Below are 18,508 nucleotides of genomic sequence, written 5' to 3'. Positions count from 1 at the left end.
GAAAATGAACGAAAATCACGCGGACGGACGGCGTGCGCGCGCGAACGCGGCAAACATCAGCGCCGCCGCGCCGAGCGCGACCGCGCCGGCAACCTTCGGCCGCTGCACCACCGTGTTGTACGCACAGCTGCGCAGCACGGGGCCTTCCATGCCTTCGCGCTCGTGCAGCGCATGGCGCGAGTCGTACAGCGCGTTGTCGTCGCGCGGCCGCGCGGGCCGCACCGTGCGCTGGCCGCGCGAGAACAGCGTGGCCGCCACGCGATCGAACAGGCGCGGCGCGTGGTACGCGCTCGCAGACGTGAACTTCGCGGCGCCGCCGACGAACAGCGTGCGGCGCGGATGCGCGGCCGCGAACAGGATCGCGTCGGCCACCAGGTCGGGGTCGTAGATCGGCGGCGGCAGCTTCGCCTCGACGTTCATGTAGTTCTTCGCGTGCATCACGAACATCGTGTCGATCGCGGCCGGCTTGATCAGCGTGACGGAAACCGGCAGGTGGTCGGCCTCCATCTCGAGTCGCAGCGAATCGGTGAAGCCCTTCACCGCGTGCTTCGATGCGACGTACGCGCTTTGCAGCGGCACCGGCGCGTCGGATGCCTCGCTGCCCATGTTGATGATCGCGCCGCCGTGGAAATCGCTCTTGCGCCGGAAATGGTCGGCCGCGACGAGCGAGCCGTGCACGACGCCCCAGTAGTTGGTGTCGAACAGCCGGCGCTGATCCTCGAGCGGCACCTGGGCCGCCGTCCCGAAGATCGACACACCGGCATTGTTGACCCAGGTGTCGAAGCCGCCGTACGTATCGGCCGCCGTCGCGGCCGCGCGCTGCAGATCCTCGATGTTGCCGACGTCGCCGGCGACCTGCACCGCGAGGCCACCGTGCTGGCGGATTTCCTCGCACAGCGTGTTCAGCGCGTCCTCGTTGCGTGCGAACAGCACGAGCTTCGCGCCCCGCCGCGCCGCCTTGCGCGCGGTGACGAGACCGATGCCGCTCGTCGCGCCGGTAATCACGATCGTCTGTTCGCCGACCGGTTTGAGCATGCAGTTCATCGCTGGACTCCTGTGACGGTCGACGCGCGGTTATTTGGGCCGGATGGTCAACTGGTCGCGCACGTCCTGCACGCCGTCGACCTGCTTGACGACGCCGACGGCCTGCGTGCGCTGCTGCTCGTCGGGCACGCTGCCGGTGAGCGTCACGGTGCCGTGCCGGGTCTTCACGTGGATGTCGCCGGCCGACAGGCCGCTCGTGCCGACGAGCTCGGCCTTCGCCTTGGTCGTGATCGTCGCGTCGCGGATTTTCGTGCCGGTGCTCGAACGCGACGACGACGTCGACGACGATGCGGCGCCGTCGTCGCAGGCGGCGACCGCGTTCGGCGCGACGACCATGCACGCGGTGGCCGCGGCGATCGCGACCGCCATGCCGGTGCGCAGCGCGCGTTGACGGCGGATTCGCGGGGAGCGGGCTGGTAGCGGGGATACCTTCATCGTGACCTCCTTTTCGTCAAGCCGGACGCGCCGGCAGGTGAACGGGAGCCGCGCAAGTCGCGTGCCGCGCCGCGTGCGCCGCATGCATGCACGCCAGCGCGATCAGACGCCCTTTCATCCAACGCGTTGTAATTTTTTCGGCACACGGGGAAGCGGTTTTCCCCGCAATGCAGCGGGCATGCCGATTGCCGAGCGACGGGTGACGGCGGCCCGTGTGCGCGGCCCCGATATCGGGAGCAAGACCATGCAAAGAATCGCGTTGATCAGTGAACATGCATCGCCGCTGGGGGTGATCGGCGGCGTCGATGCCGGCGGCCAGAACATCTATGTCGCGAACGTCGCGAAGCAGCTCGCGGAGCGCGGCCTCGACGTCGACGTCTACACGCGCTGCGACAATCCGCACTTGCCGGAAGTCGTGCCGATCGGCCCGCGCATGCGCGTGATCCACGTGCCGGCCGGGCCGCCGACCGACGTGCCCAAGGAGCGGCTGCTGCCGTACATGGGCGCGTTCGCGCAGTACATGATCGCGCGCATGCGGCGCGAGCCCGACCCCGTCGACGTGATGCACGCGAACTTCTTCATGTCCGGCGACGCCGCGCTGCGCGTGAAAAAAGCGCTCGGCATCCCGCTCGTCATGACGTTCCATGCGCTCGGCCGCGTGCGGCGGCTGCACCAGGGCACGGCCGACGGCTTCCCCGACGCGCGCTTCGCGATCGAGGACACGCTCGCGCGCCGCTCGGACCGCCTGATCGCCGAATGCCCGCAGGACGCGCTCGACCTGACGACGCACTATCGCGCCGACACCGCACGTATCGAGATCGTGCCGTGCGGCTTCGACGCGCGGGAATTCCGGCCGGTGCCGCGCGTCGATGCGCGCGCACGCCTGGGTTGGCCGCAGGACGCATTCGTCATACTGCAACTGGGCCGCCTCGTGCCGCGCAAGGGCATCGATACCGTGATCGACGCGCTCGCGCGCATGCCGCGCGATCCGCAACGGCCGACGCACCTGTACGTGGTCGGCGGCAGCCAGCCCACGCCCGACCCCGCGCGCGACCCGGAACTCGCGCGGCTCGCCGCCCTCGCGCACGCACTCGGCATCGCGAACCGCGTGACCTTCGTCGGCCGGCGCGATCGCGACGCGCTGCACCTGTACTACAGCGCGGCCGACGTGTTCGTGACGACGCCGTGGTACGAGCCGTTCGGCATCACGCCGGTCGAGGCGATGGCGTGCGCGACGCCGGTGATCGGCAGCGACGTCGGCGGCATCCGCACGACCGTCGACGACGGCGTTACCGGCTATCTCGTGCCGCCTCGCGACCCGGCCGCGCTCGCCGCGCGCCTCGTGCAACTGCGCGCGCAACCGGACCTGTGCGCGGCGCTCGGCCGCGCCGGCTACCTGCGCGCGCACCGCTTCTACACCTGGCAAGGCGTCGCCGACCGGCTCGTCGACATCTACCGCGACGTCGCCCGCGCGCAGCGCGCCGGCACGTCGGCGGTCACCGGCCGGCGCACGCCGGTCGGCACCACGCAAGGCGTGCTCGCACACCGCAAGGAGAATACGTAATGAAGGGCTACGATCGAAAACGCGTCCTCGTCACCGGCGGCGCCGGCTTTCTCGGTTCGCATCTGTGCGAGCGCCTCGTGACGGAGGGCCACGACGTGCTGTGCGTCGACAATTTCTACACGGGCACGAAGGACAACATCGCGCACCTGCTCGATGCGCCGAACTTCGAGCTGATGCGGCACGACGTGACGTTTCCGCTCTACGTCGAAGTGGACGAGATCTACAACCTCGCATGCCCGGCGTCGCCCGTTCACTACCAGCGCGACCCCGTGCAGACGACGAAGACCAGCGTGCACGGCGCGATCAACCTGCTCGGCCTCGCCAAACGCGTGAAGGCGCGCATCCTGCAGGCATCGACGAGCGAGGTGTACGGGGACCCCGACGTGCATCCGCAGGACGAGCACTATTGCGGCCGCGTCAATCCGACCGGCATCCGCGCGTGCTACGACGAAGGCAAGCGCTGCGCGGAGACGCTGTTCGCGGACTATCACCGCCAGTACGGCGTCGACGTGCGGATCGCGCGGATCTTCAATACGTATGGCCCGCGCATGCATCCGGCCGACGGGCGCGTCGTGTCGAACTTCGTCACGCAGGCGCTCGCGGAACAGCCGTTGACCGTCTACGGCGACGGCAAGCAGACGCGCTCGTTCTGCTACGTGGACGACATGATCGACGCGTTGATCCGGCTGATGGACGAAGCGGGCGACGCGAGCGAGCCGGTCAACCTCGGCAGCGACGTCGAGATCGCGATGATCGACGTCGCGCGGGAAGTCGTGCGGATCGTCGGCGCGACCGTGCCGATCGAGTTCCGACCGCTGCCGGCCGACGATCCGCGCCAGCGGCGGCCGAATCTCGCCGCCGCGCAGAAGCGGCTTGGCTGGCGCGCGACGACGACGCTCGCGAACGGGCTCGCGCACACCGCGCGGTACTTCATTCAACGCCAGGTCACGCACCACACGCCCGGCGATCTCGTGCGCAGCACGCGGATCGCGTCGCATCTGCTCGCGCAGGTCCATACGCAGAACCGGCCGGCACCGACCACCTGACGGGCGGCCGGCCGCCGCTGGACGAAACGCGTCAGCCGTCGCGCTTCGTCACGTGCGCGATCTTGTGGGCCAGTTCGCGCACGTCGACCGGCTTGCACAGGTAGCCGTCGAAGCCCGCCTCCAGCGCGCGGCGTTCGTCGGCGAGGCCCGCGTGCGCGGTGACGGCCAGCACGCGCACGTCGGGCGGCCCGCCGTCGCCGTTCAGCGCGCCGCGCCGCAACGCTTCCAGCAGCCAGAAGCCGTCGCCGTCGGGCATCGCGAGATCGGACAGCACGACGGTCGGGCGCATGTCGGCCGCCATCGCGAGCGCCTCGCGTCCCGACGACGCGATCGCGACGGCCGCGCCGAGCGTGGTCAGCGCGGCCGTGAGGCTCGCGCGCGTGGTCGCGTCGTCGTCGACGATCAGGATGCGCTGCGTATCGAGCGTGAGCGCGTCGCGGCGGCCGCTCGCCTGCACGATGCCCCACGCCATCGCGCCGGCCGGCTGCCACCCGGCCGGCAGCGTCACCGTAAACGTCGTGCCGCGATCGCGGCCCGCGCTCGCGACGGTCACGCGGCCGCCGTGCAGCTCCGCGATGTGCCGCACGATCGACAGGCCGAGACCGAGCCCCCGCCGCGGCGACGCGGGCGAATCGTCCGCGCGGCGGAACATGTCGAACACGTACGGCACGAACTCCGTCGCGATGCCCTGCCCGGTATCGGTGACGGTCAGCACCGCATGCGCATCGTCGCGCGCGAGCCGGACGGTCACGCTACCGCCGGCCGGCGTGAATTTCATCGCATTCGAGATGAGATTCGACAGCATCTGCCGCAACCGCTCGGCGTCGCCCGACACGATGCACGCGGAGGCGTCGCAGTCGAATTCGAGCATGATGCCGGCCGACGACGCCGCGGTCTGGAACGTGCCGACCTGATCGGAGAACAGCCGCACGACGTCGACCGGCGTCGCATCGAGCCGCAGTTTGCCGGTCGCGAGCGACGACGCGTCGAGGATGTCGCCGACCATCCGCGTGAGCGAACGCGCGCTGCGGTCGATCGCGTCGATCGCCTGATGCTGCAACGCGTGGTCGTCGGTGTTGCGCAGCACCTCGATCCACCCGTAGATCACGTTCAGCGGCGTACGCAACTCGTGCGACACCGTGGCCAGCAGTTCGTCCTTCAGACGATTCGACGTGTCGGCCTGGTCGAGCGCATCGCGGGCGCCTTGCAGCGAGCGCTGCGCCCGCAGGTCGCGGCGGCGCTGCGCACCGGTTTCGCGCAGTATCAGCGACAGCGCGACGCAGGCCCGCGCGTCGCCCTGCACCGGGCACGCCGATACCGTCGCCCGAAACCGCCGCCCGTCGCGCCGCACGCACAGCAGTTCGACCGGCCCGACCGGCTCGCGCATCGCGTCGAACGTCTCGGCGAGCGGATTGAGCCGCAGCCAGCGCCGTGCGATCAGCGTGTCGAGCCGGCGGCCGCGCGCGTCGGCCTCGTCGTAGCCGAAGATCCGCCGCGCGGCCGGGTTCCAGCTCGCGATGCGGCCGTCGGCGTCGATCCCGACGATCGCGTCCGGCGACGCCTCGACGACCGCCTGCTGGAGCCGCGATGCGTCCACGCGCGCGCGCTCCGCGCCAGCATCGCGCAACAGCAGCACCGCGCCGTCGAGGTTGCCGTCCGCGTCGCCGATCGGCGACGCGACCGCGACGATCGGCACCGGATCGTGGTCGCCGGCCCGCAGCCAGTGCCGGTCGGACGTCGCCTCGGCCCCGCCGAGCGCGCGATCGAGCGGCGTGGTCTGCACGCGGCGCCCTTCGTGATCGACGATCCGCAATACATCGCGCACCGGCCGCCCGATCGCCTCGTCCGGCTCGCAGCCGACGAGTTCGGCCGCGGCCGCGTTCAGATAGGTGAGCCGCCCCGTCGGATCGGTCGCGATCACGCCGTGCGGCAGCGCGCGAAGCACGGCTTCGAGCCGCCGGCGCGCGGCGGCCTCGCGTCGGCGCGCGCGATCGCTCGTGACGCGCGTGCGATGCAGCATCGACGCGACCGCGCATACCAGCGCCCCGATCAGCATGAACGTGCCGAGCTGCACGAGCCGGTCGGGCAGCGGCGCCGTATAGGCAGCCGGATCGGACAGGAACAGCGTCCACACGAGCAGCCCGCTGACCACCGTCGACACGATGCCGAACAGGAACGACGTCACCCACGCGGCGCCGGCGAGCAGCGGGTAATACAACACGAACGGCAGATTCACGCCGCCGAAGCGGATCGCGAGCGTCTGCAGCACGGTCGCGATCGCGACCAGCATCACGGCCGTCGCGTAATTTCCGGCCTGCGGCCGTGCAATTTCGGTCATCGGACACGCTCCTGCTGGGACAGTCGGCGGCGGCCGGCGCGGATGCCGCCGGCAGGCACGGCGCGTGCTGGCCCGCATGCTGGCCGATTCGCACCGGCGGCCCGGCCGCTCACGATGGAGATCTTCACGCCATGCCCGACCCGACACGCTGGCTCGTCGTCTCGCCGCATCTCGACGATGCCGTCTTCAGTTGCGGGCAACTGCTCGCGCACGCGCCCGGCTCGATCGTCGTGACCGTCTTCGCGGGGATGCCGCCACCCGGCACGCCCGCGCCGCCGTGGGACCGCCGCGCGGGGTTTCGCCACGCCGACGAAGCGATGCGCGCGCGCCGCGACGAAGACCGCCGCGCGCTCGCGCTGCTCGACGCCCGCCCCGTGTGGCTCGACTTCCTCGACGATCAGTACGGCATACCGACTACGTCGACCGCGATCGCGACACGCGTGGCCGCGGCGATCGACGCCCACCCGGGCTTCGGCGTGCTCGCGCCGGCCGGCCTGTTCCACCGCGATCATCTGCAGGTGCACGAAGCCATGCTGCGCCTGCTGCGCGACGACGATGCGTCGCGCGTCTGGCGCTTCTACGAGGACGCGCCCTACCGCCGCATCGACGGGCTGATGGCCGAGCGCGTGGCCGGCTGGCGCGAGCACGGCTGGCTCGCGCATCCGGTCGCCCCGCCGGCCGGCAGCGGGACGGACGGCGCCGCCGCGAAAGCCGCCGCCGTCGACGCCTATGCCAGCCAGGTCACGCTGCTCGAGCCTCATATGCGTGCCGCTCTCCGCGAACCCGAAACGATCTGGCGGCTCGAATGCGACGTCACGTCCGCGTAATGCCCGCGCGCATCGCGCTGCCGCCGCGCGAGCCGCGCGTGACCGCAATCGTGCTGACCTGCCGGCGCGCGGCCGAACTCGCGCGCACGCTCGACCACCTTTCCGCGCTGCCCGACCGGCCGGCGATCGTGGTCGTCGACAACGCGGCGGACGCCGAGACGGCCACGCTGATCCGCGAGCGCTACCCGCATGTCGCGCTCGTGCACGCGCCCGGCAATCTCGGCGCCGCCGGCCGCAATCTCGGCGTCGCCGCGGCCCGCACGCGCCACGTCGCGTTCTGCGACGACGACACGTGGTGGGCGCCCGGCTCGATCGCCGAAGCCGCGAATCTGCTCGACGCGTATCCGCACGTCGCGGCCGTCACCGCACGCGTGCTGGTCGGCCCCGACGAGCGCGAGGACCCGACCTGCCGGCTGATGGCCGACAGCCCGCTCGACGCGCCGGTCGCGCTGCCCGGCCGCCCGATCCTCGGGCTGCTGGCCGGTGCGACCGCATTCCGGCGCGACGCGTTCGTGCGCGCCGGCGGCTACCATCCGCGCTACTTCCTCGGCGGCGAGGAAGCGCTGCTCGCGCTCGATCTGTATCGCGCCGGCCACTGGCTCGTGTATGCACCGGGCCTGACCGTCCATCATCATCCGTCGACGCGGCGCGACCGGACGATGCGCGCGCACACCGCCGCCCGCAACGCGGTGTGGACCGCGTGGCTCAGATGGCCCGCCGCCGCCGCGTGGCTGCATACGGTGCGCATGCTGCCGCTGCTGCGCCGCGAACGTGCGATCGTGCGCACGTTCGCCGGGCTGCCGTGGATCCTGCGCGAACGACGCACGATCCCGCCACGGATCGAACACATGCGCCGTCTGCTCGAGCGCGATACGCGCCGCGAGACCGGAACGGGCACATGAGCGGGAACGTAAACGCGATCGTAGCGGCATCAGGAATCGGGTTTTTCCGCTTCGTCTTCCAGTTGCGCGAGCCGGTTGTAGATCGTCTTCAGGCTGACGTCGAGCACCTCCGCCGCCTGCGCCTTCACGCCGCCGCATTGGGCGATCGTGCCGAGGATCAGCTTGCGGTCGACTTCCTCGAGCGGCGTGCCGAACGGCACCGTCACGCGATCCTCGTGCGAATCGACCATGCTCGACAGCTCGTCCATGATCGGCGGCGGCAGCGTGTCGATCACGTCGGCATCGGTGAAGATGCTCGCGCGCTGCACGAAGTTGCGCAGCTCGCGCACGTTGCCCGGCCATTCGTAGGTCTTCAGCGCTTCGCGCGCGGCCGGCGAGAAGCGCAGGTTGCGGCCGCTCTCCTCGTTGTAGCGCTGCAGGAACGCATCGGCGAGCATCGGGATGTCGTCGCCGCGTTCGCGCAGCGACGGCAGCGGGATCGGGAACACGTTGATCCGGTGAAACAGGTCGGGCCGCAGCTTGCCGTCCGCCATCGCGGCTTCCGGGTCGCGGTTCGTCGCGGCGACGATGCGCACGTCGACGTCGATCTCGCGCGTCGAGCCGAGCCGCGTGACGCGCCCGGTTTCCAGCACGCGCAGCAGCTTGACCTGCGACTCGAGCGGCATCTCGGTGATTTCGTCGAGAAACAGCGTGCCGCCGTCGGCGCGTTCGAAGAAGCCCTTGTGCTGGCGTTCGGCGCCGGTGAAGCTGCCGCGGTCGTGGCCGAACATCTCGCTCTCGACGAGGTTCGCGGCGATCGCGCCGCAATTCACCGCGAGGAACGGCCCGCGGCGGCGCAGGCTCAGGTCGTGCACGGTCTGCGCGGCGAGTTCCTTGCCGGTGCCCGATTCGCCGGTGAGCAGCACCGACGCTTCGGTGCGCGCGACGCGGCCGATCGCATCGTAGACGGCCTGCATCGCGGGCGAGCTGCCGAGCATGCGGCCGAAGCGGCCGAGGCGCTGCAGCTCCGAGCGCAGCTCCGCGATTTCCTCGTGCAGCGCGGTCGTGCGCGGCACGCGCGCGAAGATGCTGTTCAGCCGCTGCATGTTGAGCGGCTTCACCAGATAGTCGCTCGCGCCGCGCCGCAATGCGTCGATCGCGGTTTCGAGGCTCGCGTGGCCGGTGGTCAGCACCATTTCGCAATGCCCGCGCTTGGGCAATGCGTCGAACAGATCCATCCCGTTGCCATCGGGCAGCACGAGGTCGCACAGCACGAGATCGGGGGTATGCGTCGAGACGAGCGTGCGCGCTTCTTCAAGCGTCGCGGCCGTATCGCACGAGAGCTGCTGCGTGCGTGCGAGCGTGGCGAGCATCGTTCGCGTATCGGCGTCGTCTTCGACGATCAGGACGTAAGGCATCGAGGCTCCTTGTAATGCGGGCCGGCGCGTACATCGGCCGGCGCCGCGACACGTGCAGCGCAATGCGCGTCACAGAGCCCACGACGGCATCCTCCACGCTGCACACGAATCGCAGACAAGCTGTCCTGCAATGAAAACGCGTGCTTAGCAGTATAGAAGAACGGTGTCTCGCATTCGTCGCCCATCGAATAAATCTATCCGCCGACGCAAGCCGCATTGCCAGATTCAATGTCGGCGAATCGGCATAAAAGGTATTCTGAGTACCTGAAAGACGACGTGTGTCACGTCGTTTCTACCTGGCCACGACACATTCGGTCAAAACTTCCCAATCCGGTTATTACCCCATGTCGAAATCCCACGATGACGGCACGCGACTGTTCGGTCGTTCGCGAACAATTCAGGATCTGCTGCTGAAAGTGTCGCGCGTCGCCGCCACCCGCGTGAGTGTGCTGGTGGTCGGCGAAAGCGGCGCGGGCAAGGATATCGTCGCCCGGCTCATTCACGACATGAGCCCGCGCCGTCGCGGCCCGTTCGTGCCCGTCAATTGCGGCGCGATTCCGAAGGACATCGCGGAGTCGCAGTTGTTCGGTCACGAGAAAGGCAGCTTCACGGGCGCCGTCGCACAGCACGTGGGCATGTTCGAAGCCGCGCGCGGCGGCACGCTGTTTCTCGACGAGATCGCCGAGATGCCGCTCGAATTGCAGGTCAAGCTGCTGCGCACGCTCGAAACCAACACGATCGTACGCGTGGGCGGTCACGAGCCGATCCCGCTCGACGTGCGGATCGTCGCGGCCACGCATCACGATCCGGTCGAGGCGATGCGCAGCGGCAGGCTGCGCGAGGACCTGTTCTACCGGATCGCGCCGATCGCGTTGCACGTGCCCGCGCTCCGGCAGCGCGAGGACGACGTCGGCGACATCGCGGTGCAGATCGTCGAACGGCTGAACGCGCGGCACCGCACGCGAAAGCGGCTGTCCACCCAGGCGATGAAGGCGTTGCGCACCTACACGTGGCCCGGCAACGTGCGCGAACTGCGCAACGCACTCGAGCGCGCGTTCATCCTCGCCGACGAGCAGATCGAACTGCAGTTGCCGCGCCGTCCGCCACCGCGCGAGGAAGTGCGCCACAACGCGATGACGCTGCATATCGGCACGACGCTCGCGCACACGCAGCAGCGCTTCATCGTCGCGTCGCTGCGGCATTTCAACGGCGACAAGCCGCGCACCGCGAAGGCGCTCGGCATCAGCCTGAAAACGCTGTACAACCGGCTCGCGCTGCTGTCCGAAAGCGAGCGCAACGCGGCAAGCGGCAACGCGCCACCGGCCGGGAATGCATCGAACGGCGGCGGCGCCCCCGCTGGGCCGCCTGCGTCGCCGTCCGCGACGACGCCGTGAGCGCGGCGGGGCACGCCGCCGCCGTCGCGTCGGCGGGTCACGCCGTCATGTCGCGCAGCGCGGCGTCCCAGTCGCGTGCGAAGCGTTCGATGCCGAATCGCTCGCACGCGTCGCGCCTGGCCGCCGCGCCCCACTCGCGCGCCAGGTCCGGATCGCGGATCAGCATGCGCATCGCGTCGATCAGCACGCCCGGCCGCGTATCGGCCACGCCGTTGCTGCCGGTCCTCACGAGTTGCGCCATCTCCGTCGTCGCGAGCGCGACGATCGGCAGCCCGATCATCATCGCCTCGATCACCGCGAGCCCGAGGCTCGTGTAGCGGATCGGATTGAAGAAGAACCGGTAGTGCGACAGGAACTGTGGCAGCGCGGGGTTCGGCACCTCGCCGATCCCGCCGAGTTCGGCCGACCCCATCCCGACGAGGTCGATCGGCACGCTGTGCCGCACGACCTCGAACAGATCCGCGCCGAGGCGCCGGCCGCGCCGCGCGAGATTGTTCACGACGGCCACGCCCTTCGGCAGCGTGCCGCGATACTCGATGCCTTCGGGCACCAGCACGCCATGCTCGATCACGCGCGTCGGCGTCACGCCGTTGTCCCACATCAGCGCGTTGAACGGCGTCACGTGCACCAGCAACACGTTCGGGTCCTGCACCGGATGCAGCGTGTCGGTCGGATGCTCGCGCGGCGGATCGTGCTCGACGAACAGCGTCGGCAGCGCACGTTGCGCTTCGCTCAGCAGCCGCAGGCGGTCGTGCTGGTAATGCTTCACGTGCTGGTACAGCACGCAGTCGAATTCGGTGTCGCGCACGCACTCGGCCGGCACCTCGTGCACGTTGTCGCCCCACGGCAGGTGCCCGACCCGGCCCGCATAGCCGGGCGGATGCTGCGGCTTCGTCACGATGTAGAAATCGTGCGGCGCCTGCGACAGGTAATACAGATAGTTGCCATGCACGTGCCAGGTCAGCACGCGCAACCGCTTAACAGACATGACGCTTCTCCTCCGCGAGCAGTTCGCCCGCCCGCTCGATCACGTCGCCGACGCCGATCGCCGTCGCGCACTCGTGCCCGTACGGACAGGTATCGAACATGCACGGCCGGCATGCCGGGTAGTTCGCGAGTACGCGATGGCGTTCGGCGTCGAGCGGCGCCCAGCGGGCCGTATCGCTGCCGCACGCGACGACGATGCTCGGCGTGCCGAGCGCCGCCGCCACGTGCGACACGCCCGTGTCGTTGCACAACAGCAGCCGCGCACGGGCGATCAGCGCGGCGAGCGCGCCGAGCGGCGTGCGGCCGCACAGATTCACGCACGGCCGCCCGAGATGCTCGGCGAATGCGGCGGCCAGCGCCAGTTCCGCGCGCGTGCCGGTCAGCACGATCTGCCAGCCGTCGTCGGCGAGCTGCCGCGCCGCCAGCGCGAAGCGCTCGACCGGCCAGCGGCGCGACGCCATCCGCGCGCCGGGATGGACGATCACGTAGCGGCCGGGATCCAGCCCATGTTCGTCGCAGAGCACGTGCCACAGCGCGTAGTCGAGCCCGCCGAGCGGGAATTCGAGGAAGTCGCCCCAGTCCGCGTAGCCGAGCTTGCGCGTGAGCGCCAGGTAGCGCGTCACTTCCGGCTCGTCGTCGCGCCACACGAGCGCGCAGTCGAGCGCGGCCGTGCCGCCGTCGGCCGGCACGAAGCCGGCCGTGCGCGCCGCGCCGAGCGACGCGACGATCGCGTTCGTGTGCGCGCCGCTGCCGTGCAACTGGATCGCGAGATCGAAGTCGCGCGCGCGGCATTCGGCGATGAATGCCTCGCGCGTGGCCGCGTCGGGTTCGGGCTGCTCGCCGAGCCCCGGTGCGCCGGGGAACGCGATGAAGCTGTCGACGTAGTCCGAAAAGCGCGACGCGAATTCACGCGCCCACGGCAGGCCGATCAGCGTGATGCGCGCATCGGGTTCGCCGCGCCGCAACGCCCGCAGCGCGGGCACCGCGCACAGCATGTCGCCGAGCTGCAGCGCGCGGAACACCGCGATCCGTTTCGGGCCGCGCGGGCCGTCGGAATCGAGGTCTGGATCGAGCTTCATCACGATCTGCTCCGGGAAACCCCGCCATGGATGGCGGGAAGGAAAGGTAGGGGGACGTCAAAGGAAAAGCACACGGAAGTGAAGCGCGCCGCGCATGCGCCAGTACAGCGACACGGGCGGAATCGCGATGGAGGTGACGATCATCTCGGCCACATGCGACGGCGTGAGCTGCGTGCCGCGCAATCGCTTCGCGCAGAACCCGGCGGTAATCGCGGCCCACACCGCCGCGCACACGATGGCCGGCGCCGGCCAGCCGGCCGCGAAACAGCCGAGCGCGCCGAGCGCGGCGAGCACGGCCGCGTAGTAATGCCACGGCGGCACGGGCCGGATATGGCGCCGGTAGGTCGCGCGATGCTTCTTGTACAGCAGCGCATCGAAATACACCTTCGACTGCGCGCCGATGCTCGATCCCCAGCGGGCGGGACGCACCGGATGCACGATGCGCGCGGCATCGGCCTCGACGATCGGCCCCGCGTGCTCGCGCAACGCGAACATCAGGTCGGCGTCCTCGCGCCACGCGCGCGTGAAGCGTTCGTCGAAGCCGCCGACGCGTTCGAGCGCCGCGCGCCGCACGAAGCAGTTCGCGGTCGCGAATTCCGCATGGGCGAGCCCCGCCGCGTCACGTTCGTAGTCGGTCGGGCACGGCCGCAACGGCACGTCGATCCGGCCGGCCGCGGCCGCCGCCGACGGCGCGGCCAGCAGCGCGGCCGCGCCGTTGCGCAGCCAGGCCGGATCGGGAATCGTGTCGTCGTCGGTGAACGCGATCAGCGCGCCGTCCGCGCTGCGCCACCCGACGTTGCGCGCGCCGGCCGGCCCCTGCGTGTCGGGCGCCGTCATGTAGCGGATCGCCGGCACGTCGGTCACGCGCGCGCGGCACGCATCGACCACGGCGCGCGCGCTGCCGGCCGGATCGTCGTCCACCACGACGATCTCGTAGGTGGCCGGATCGAACGCCTGCACGCACAGCGCATCGAGGCAGCGTTCGAGCAGATCGGGCCGCCGGTAGGTCGGCACGACGACCGACACGACCGGCGCCACGTGCGTGTCGCGCATGTTCATCTCGGCTTCTCCAGCAGGAACGGGCCGATCACGAGCGCGTCGAGCGGCGAGGTCCAGAAGCATTCGATCGCATCGCGCGGCGAGCACACGATCGGTTCGCCGCGCGTGTTGAACGACGTGTTGACGAGCACCGGCACGCCGGTGAGCGCGTCGAACTCGGTCAGCAGTGCATGCAGCAGCGGATGCTGGGTTTCATCGACGGTCTGCACGCGCGCGGTGCCGTCGATGTGGCGCACCGCCGGAATCTTGTCGGCGCGCTCGGGCAGGACGTCGTACACGAACAGCATGAACGGCGCGCGCAGCGGCGTGCGCCGGCCGCCGCTGAACCAGTGATGCGCGCGATCCTCGAGCACGACCGGCGCAACCGGCCGGAAATCCTCGCGATCCTTGATCCGGTTCAGCTTGCGCTGCATGTCGGGGTCGATCGGCGACGCGAGGATCGACCGTGCGCCGAGCGCGCGCGGGCCGAACTCCATGCGCCCCTGGAACCAGCCGATCACGCGGTTCGCCGCGAGCAGCGCGGCCGTCTGCGCGGCGACGTCGGCGAGCCGGCGGTACGGCAACTGTGCCTCCTTCAGGAACGCCTCGATCGCGTCGTCGTCGTAGGCCGGGCCGAGATACGCGTGATCCATGCGCCAGTCGCCGCGCGCGCCGCGCATCCGGAAGTCGGTCCACAGCGCGGCGCCGAGCGCCGTGCCCGCGTCGCCGGCGGCCGGCTGCACCCACACGTCGTCGAACGGGCCGCGATCGCGGATCCGCGCGTTCATCACGCAGTTCAGCGCGACGCCGCCCGCCATCGCGAGCTGCCGCTCGCCGGTCTCGGCGGCCAGCCAGTCGACCGCCCGCAGCGTCGTCTCCTCGAGCACCAGTTGCAGCGCATGCGCGATGTCGCAGTGATGCGGCTCGATCGGGCCGCCGCGCTCGCGCGGCGCACCGAACAGCGCGGCCAGGTCCGCGTCGACCACTTCATAGCGCCCTTCGCCGCGATACTGCACGAGCTTGCGCATCTCGTCGGCGAACACCGGCTTGCCGTACGACGCGAGCGCCATCACCTTGTATTCGTCGGACGAGTGCAGGAAGCCGAGATAGCGCGTCACGCGCTCGTACAGCAGCCCGAGCGAATGCGGCAGGTTCACCTGCCCGAGCCGCCGGTACGAGCGGCCGTCGAACACGCCGTAGCTCGTCGTCGCGCGCTCGCCGCGCCCGTCCATCGTCATCACCGCGCAGCGCTCGAACGGCGCCGCGAGAAACGCGCTCGCCTCGTGCGCGAGATGGTGCTCGATGAAATGCCAGCGGAACGGCCCGTCGTGCGTGACGCCGCGAAAACGCCGCTGCAGATGATGCGGCGCGCCGCCCGCGAGCTGGCGCGGCGCGTTGACGATCGACGACAGGAACAGCGGATGCCACGGCGACGCGCCGTCCTCGCGCGGCGCATGCGCGGACGGCGACAGCGGCAGGGTCAGCGCCGGCGCGGTGCCTTCGCGATCGAGTTCGAACCACGGGTCGTACGAATACGCGACGTGGTCGACATCCGCGAGCGTGATGCCGGCTTCCGCGAGGCAATAGTCGATCGCGTGGAAAGGCAGCTCCCAGGTCGAGAACGGCACCGGGCGCTTCGCGTGCTTCACGTGCGTGAAGCGTTCGTCCTCGGCCGCCGCGATCACGACGCCGTCGCGCACGATGCACGCGGCGCTGTCGTGGAAGGCGGCGTTGATGCCGAGCGTATGGATCGGGTCTGGCATGCGTCAGTTCCTCGTGATGACGTGCGCGAACGGAATCACGTTCGATGCGTGCGCCGCGGCCGGCTCTTCGCCGTGCACGGCAGCCCGCGCGGCCGCGCGTTGCGCATGGCGCGCGCTGCCGCGCAGCAGCGCATGCACGGCCGCGACCACGTCGTCGACGCTCACGCCGCGCAGGCACGGATGGCCGGGCTGGTCGCACACGCTGCGGTAGCAGTTGCGGCACGGCACATCGACGTTCAGCACACGGTGCGGCACACGCCACGGCGTGTGCTGCGGGTTGGTCAGCGCGTACAGGTCGACCACCGGCGTGCCGAGCGCGGCCGCGAGATGCACGGGGCCGCTGTTGTTCGACAGCAGCAGGTCGGCCGTCTCGATCAGCGCGCCCAGTTCGCCGAGCGGCAACGCGCCGGCGAGCGGCACGGCGCGCGGCCCCGCCCGTTCGCACACCGTGTCGACCAGCGCGCGTTCGTCCGCACTGCCCGTCACCGCGATGCCGTCGAACAGCGGCGCGACGGCGGCCGCCGCTTCACCGAACCGCTCGGCCGGCCAGCGCCGCGACGCCGCGCTCGCGCCCGGATGGACGACCAGCCAGCGCGCGCGCCCGGCATCCGGCTCGCGCGCGCCGCCGACGCGCTGCAACGCGGCCTGCAAGCGCGCGTGCACCGCATGCCGCGCCGCGTCGCCGGGCGCGAACGCCATCCGCCAGTCCGACGTCTTCGCGCCGACGGCGCGCACCAGCGCGAGCTGGCGCGCGACCTCGTGGCGCACGTGCGATTCCGGCTCGGTTTCCGGCACGCGATCGGTCAGCAATTCGTAGGGGTTTTCGCGGCAATGCGCGAGCCGCAGCGGAATACCGGCGAGCCAGCACATCATCGCGGCGGGCAACGGGTTCTGGCTGTACACGGTGAAGATCACGGCGGCGTCGAAGCGGCCGGCCAGCAGCCGGTCGATCATGTCGAGATCGGCCACCGGATCGCCGCGCACGTCGGGATGCTTGACCCACGGTGCGTCGTAGCTCCACACGTCGTCGACCATCGGCAGATGCCTGGCGAGCGCGGCGCCCGTGCGCGACGTCAGCAGCGTCAGCCGGCGGTCGCTGCCGCTTTCCTTCAGCGCACGCAACGCGGGCGTGGTCATCAGTACGTCGCCGATGCTGTCGAGCCGCACGCACAGGATGCGGCGGGCGCGGCTCCAGGCCGTGTTCATTGCCGCACCCACGCGCCGTGCCGGCGCACGGCTTCGCGCACGACGATGTCGGCGGCCAGGTCGACGCGATCGACGACGTGGTGCGGTGTGCGCGCCGCGTCGACACGCCATTCCGTCTCGTGGCCGCGGTCGACGAGGATCGTACCGCAGCGCGCGGTGCGGCCGGCTTCGACATCGTCGAGAATGTCGCCGATCATCCAGCTCCATTCCGGCACGGCGTCGAGCGCGGCCAGCGCGCGGCGCAGCATGCCCGGGCGCGGCTTGCGGCAGATGCACTCGACGCTATAGCGCGGCACGCTGCCCTGCGGGTGATGCGGGCAGTAAAAAAAATCCGCCAGCGTCGCGCCGTTCGCTTCGAACAGTTCGGCGAGACGCTGGCGGACCGCGCCAAGCTCGTTTTCGGTAAAGCGGCCGAGCGCGACGCCCGACTGGTTCGACACGACCGCCAGCGGCATGCCGGTCGCGCCGAGCGTGCGCAGCGCGCGCGCCGCGCCCGGCGCGAGACGCATGCGCGCGGGATCGACGTTGTACGGCACGTCGTCGAGCAGCGTGCCGTCCTTGTCGAGCAGCACCGCGCCGGGCAGCCGCCGTTCGCGCTTCAGGGCCATGACGTCTCCTTCATCGGCAGCACCATCAGCTCCGGCACCACGGTGCCCGGCGGCTGCGTCAGCACGAAGCGCACGGCGGCCGCGACGTGCTCGGGCGGCTGCAGCGTGTCCTCGTCGATGTCCGGAAAGCGGTCGAGCAGGAACGGCGTGCGCATCCCGCCCGCGACGATCGCCGACACGCACACGCCGCTCGGCCGCAGTTCCGCATGCAGCGCGTGCGAGAGCCCGAGCAGCCCCCACTTCGTCGCGTGATACGCGGACGCGTTCGGCCACGCCCGCTTCGACGCGGTCGACGCGATGTTGACGATGTGCCCGTTGCCGCGCGCCTTCATCATCGGCACGGCAGCATGGCACATCAGGTACGGGCCGAACAGGTTCGTCATCAGCACCTGCTGCCATGCGTCGACGCTCACGTCGTCGATCGGCGCGGTCACGTCGATCGCCGCGTTGTTCACGATCACGTCGAGATCGCCGAGCGACTCGCGCGCATCGTGCATGACCTGCAGCACCGATGCCTCGTCGCGCACGTCGAGCGGCCGGCCTACCGCGTGCCCGCCGTGCCGTTCGAGCCGCTGCGCGACGGCCGCCGCGCGGTCGCCGTCGAGATCGGCGACGACCACATGCGCGCCGTGCCGCGCCAACTCCTCGCAAATGGCTTCGCCGAGGCCGCGGCCGCCCCCGGTCACGAGTGCGGTCCGGCCGGCGAGCGGCGGTCTGGCTGGATCGTGAGTCGCGTTCACCTGCACCTCCTGTCGATGTCGGAAAACAATCCGGCTGACGGCGACACTTGTCGCGACAACCGTCCGTGCATGAGGTACAGCGAAAACCGTGCCGGCCTGCGCACGCATGCGCCACATCGGGCTACTGCATGCGCGCGCTG

At 70.5% G+C, this 18,508-nt stretch carries 16 protein-coding genes; 5 read left to right on the top strand and 11 right to left on the bottom strand.

The window, feature by feature from the left end; translation table 11 throughout:
* Positions 1 to 15 precede the first annotated feature (15 nt).
* Positions 16 to 1,044, bottom strand: a complete 1,029-nt coding sequence (locus tag KPB06_RS07900) for an SDR family oxidoreductase (protein WP_124860351.1) — start codon at positions 1,042 to 1,044, stop codon at positions 16 to 18.
* A gap of 30 nt (positions 1,045 to 1,074) precedes the next feature.
* Positions 1,075 to 1,479: a BON domain-containing protein gene (locus KPB06_RS07895; protein WP_275920433.1), complete on the bottom strand. Its 405-nt coding sequence runs from the start codon at positions 1,477 to 1,479 to the stop codon at positions 1,075 to 1,077.
* A gap of 244 nt (positions 1,480 to 1,723) precedes the next feature.
* Between KPB06_RS07895 and KPB06_RS07890 the strand changes: the two genes are divergently transcribed.
* Both KPB06_RS07890 and KPB06_RS07885 read left to right on the top strand, forming a co-directional pair.
* Positions 1,724 to 3,043, top strand: coding sequence for a glycosyltransferase family 4 protein (locus KPB06_RS07890; protein WP_124657415.1), 1,320 nt, complete (start codon positions 1,724 to 1,726; stop codon positions 3,041 to 3,043).
* Positions 3,043 to 4,089, top strand: coding sequence for a UDP-glucuronic acid decarboxylase family protein (locus KPB06_RS07885; RefSeq protein ID WP_059575017.1), 1,047 nt, complete (start codon positions 3,043 to 3,045; stop codon positions 4,087 to 4,089). Before KPB06_RS07890 ends, KPB06_RS07885 begins: the two co-directional genes overlap by 1 nt.
* Before the next feature lie 31 nt (positions 4,090 to 4,120).
* Here the strand turns inward: KPB06_RS07885 and KPB06_RS07880 are convergent, their stop codons facing one another.
* Positions 4,121 to 6,427 carry a hybrid sensor histidine kinase/response regulator gene (locus tag KPB06_RS07880; protein ID WP_226226000.1) on the bottom strand — a complete coding sequence of 769 codons (2,307 nt, stop codon included), beginning with the start codon at positions 6,425 to 6,427 and terminating at the stop codon, positions 4,121 to 4,123.
* A gap of 131 nt (positions 6,428 to 6,558) precedes the next feature.
* Here KPB06_RS07880 and KPB06_RS07875 point away from each other — a divergent pair, with 131 nt between their 5' ends.
* Positions 6,559 to 7,254 carry a PIG-L family deacetylase gene (locus tag KPB06_RS07875; protein ID WP_124860345.1) on the top strand — a complete coding sequence of 232 codons (696 nt, stop codon included), beginning with the start codon at positions 6,559 to 6,561 and terminating at the stop codon, positions 7,252 to 7,254.
* A complete protein-coding gene (locus tag KPB06_RS07870) occupies positions 7,233 to 8,156 on the top strand; it encodes a glycosyltransferase family 2 protein (protein ID WP_275905401.1) in 924 nt (307 codons plus the stop codon). Before KPB06_RS07875 ends, KPB06_RS07870 begins: the two co-directional genes overlap by 22 nt.
* Positions 8,157 to 8,185: 29 nt before the next feature.
* Here KPB06_RS07870 and KPB06_RS07865 read toward each other — a convergent pair whose 3' ends face one another.
* Positions 8,186 to 9,553, bottom strand: a complete 1,368-nt coding sequence (locus KPB06_RS07865) for a sigma-54-dependent transcriptional regulator (protein WP_059575013.1) — start codon at positions 9,551 to 9,553, stop codon at positions 8,186 to 8,188.
* 344 nt (positions 9,554 to 9,897) lie between these two features.
* Here KPB06_RS07865 and KPB06_RS07860 point away from each other — a divergent pair, with 344 nt between their 5' ends.
* Entirely contained in the window at positions 9,898 to 10,947 is a 1,050-nt protein-coding gene (locus KPB06_RS07860) for a sigma-54 interaction domain-containing protein (protein WP_275905402.1), read from the top strand.
* 37 nt (positions 10,948 to 10,984) lie between these two features.
* On the opposite strand, the gene KPB06_RS07855 is transcribed toward KPB06_RS07860, so the two are convergent.
* The 7 genes from KPB06_RS07855 to KPB06_RS07825 are packed head-to-tail and all read right to left on the bottom strand — an operon-like array spanning position 10,985 to position 18,368.
* Complete coding sequence (locus KPB06_RS07855) at positions 10,985 to 11,935, bottom strand: glycosyltransferase (protein ID WP_059575008.1); 951 nt, start codon at positions 11,933 to 11,935, stop codon at positions 10,985 to 10,987.
* Positions 11,925 to 13,013, bottom strand: a complete 1,089-nt coding sequence (locus KPB06_RS07850) for a glycosyltransferase family 9 protein (protein WP_059575006.1) — start codon at positions 13,011 to 13,013, stop codon at positions 11,925 to 11,927. Before KPB06_RS07850 ends, KPB06_RS07855 begins: the two co-directional genes overlap by 11 nt.
* Before the next feature lie 57 nt (positions 13,014 to 13,070).
* Entirely contained in the window at positions 13,071 to 14,072 is a 1,002-nt protein-coding gene (locus KPB06_RS07845; protein WP_059575004.1) for a glycosyltransferase family 2 protein, read from the bottom strand.
* A complete protein-coding gene (locus KPB06_RS07840) occupies positions 14,069 to 15,814 on the bottom strand; it encodes a carbamoyltransferase family protein (RefSeq protein ID WP_089466123.1) in 1,746 nt (581 codons plus the stop codon). Before KPB06_RS07840 ends, KPB06_RS07845 begins: the two co-directional genes overlap by 4 nt.
* Before the next feature lie 3 nt (positions 15,815 to 15,817).
* Positions 15,818 to 17,020 carry a glycosyltransferase family 9 protein gene (locus KPB06_RS07835; RefSeq protein ID WP_060011143.1) on the bottom strand — a complete coding sequence of 401 codons (1,203 nt, stop codon included), beginning with the start codon at positions 17,018 to 17,020 and terminating at the stop codon, positions 15,818 to 15,820.
* Positions 17,017 to 17,628 (bottom strand): D-glycero-alpha-D-manno-heptose-1,7-bisphosphate 7-phosphatase, encoded by a 612-nt coding sequence (locus tag KPB06_RS07830; RefSeq protein WP_059575000.1) that lies wholly within the window; start codon positions 17,626 to 17,628, stop codon positions 17,017 to 17,019. The genes KPB06_RS07835 and KPB06_RS07830 overlap by 4 nt, the downstream gene beginning before the upstream one ends.
* On the bottom strand, positions 17,619 to 18,368 hold the full coding sequence (locus KPB06_RS07825; protein WP_059575202.1) for an SDR family oxidoreductase: 750 nt from the start codon (positions 18,366 to 18,368) through the stop codon (positions 17,619 to 17,621). Before KPB06_RS07825 ends, KPB06_RS07830 begins: the two co-directional genes overlap by 10 nt.
* Positions 18,369 to 18,508 lie beyond the last annotated feature (140 nt).

Origin of the sequence: Burkholderia semiarida, assembly GCF_029268935.1 — a bacterium.
GTDB classification, from domain to species: Bacteria; Pseudomonadota; Gammaproteobacteria; order Burkholderiales; family Burkholderiaceae; genus Burkholderia; species Burkholderia semiarida.
The sequence above is the reverse complement of the archived record's forward strand: the minus strand, read 5'-3'. Positions and strand labels throughout refer to the sequence as shown.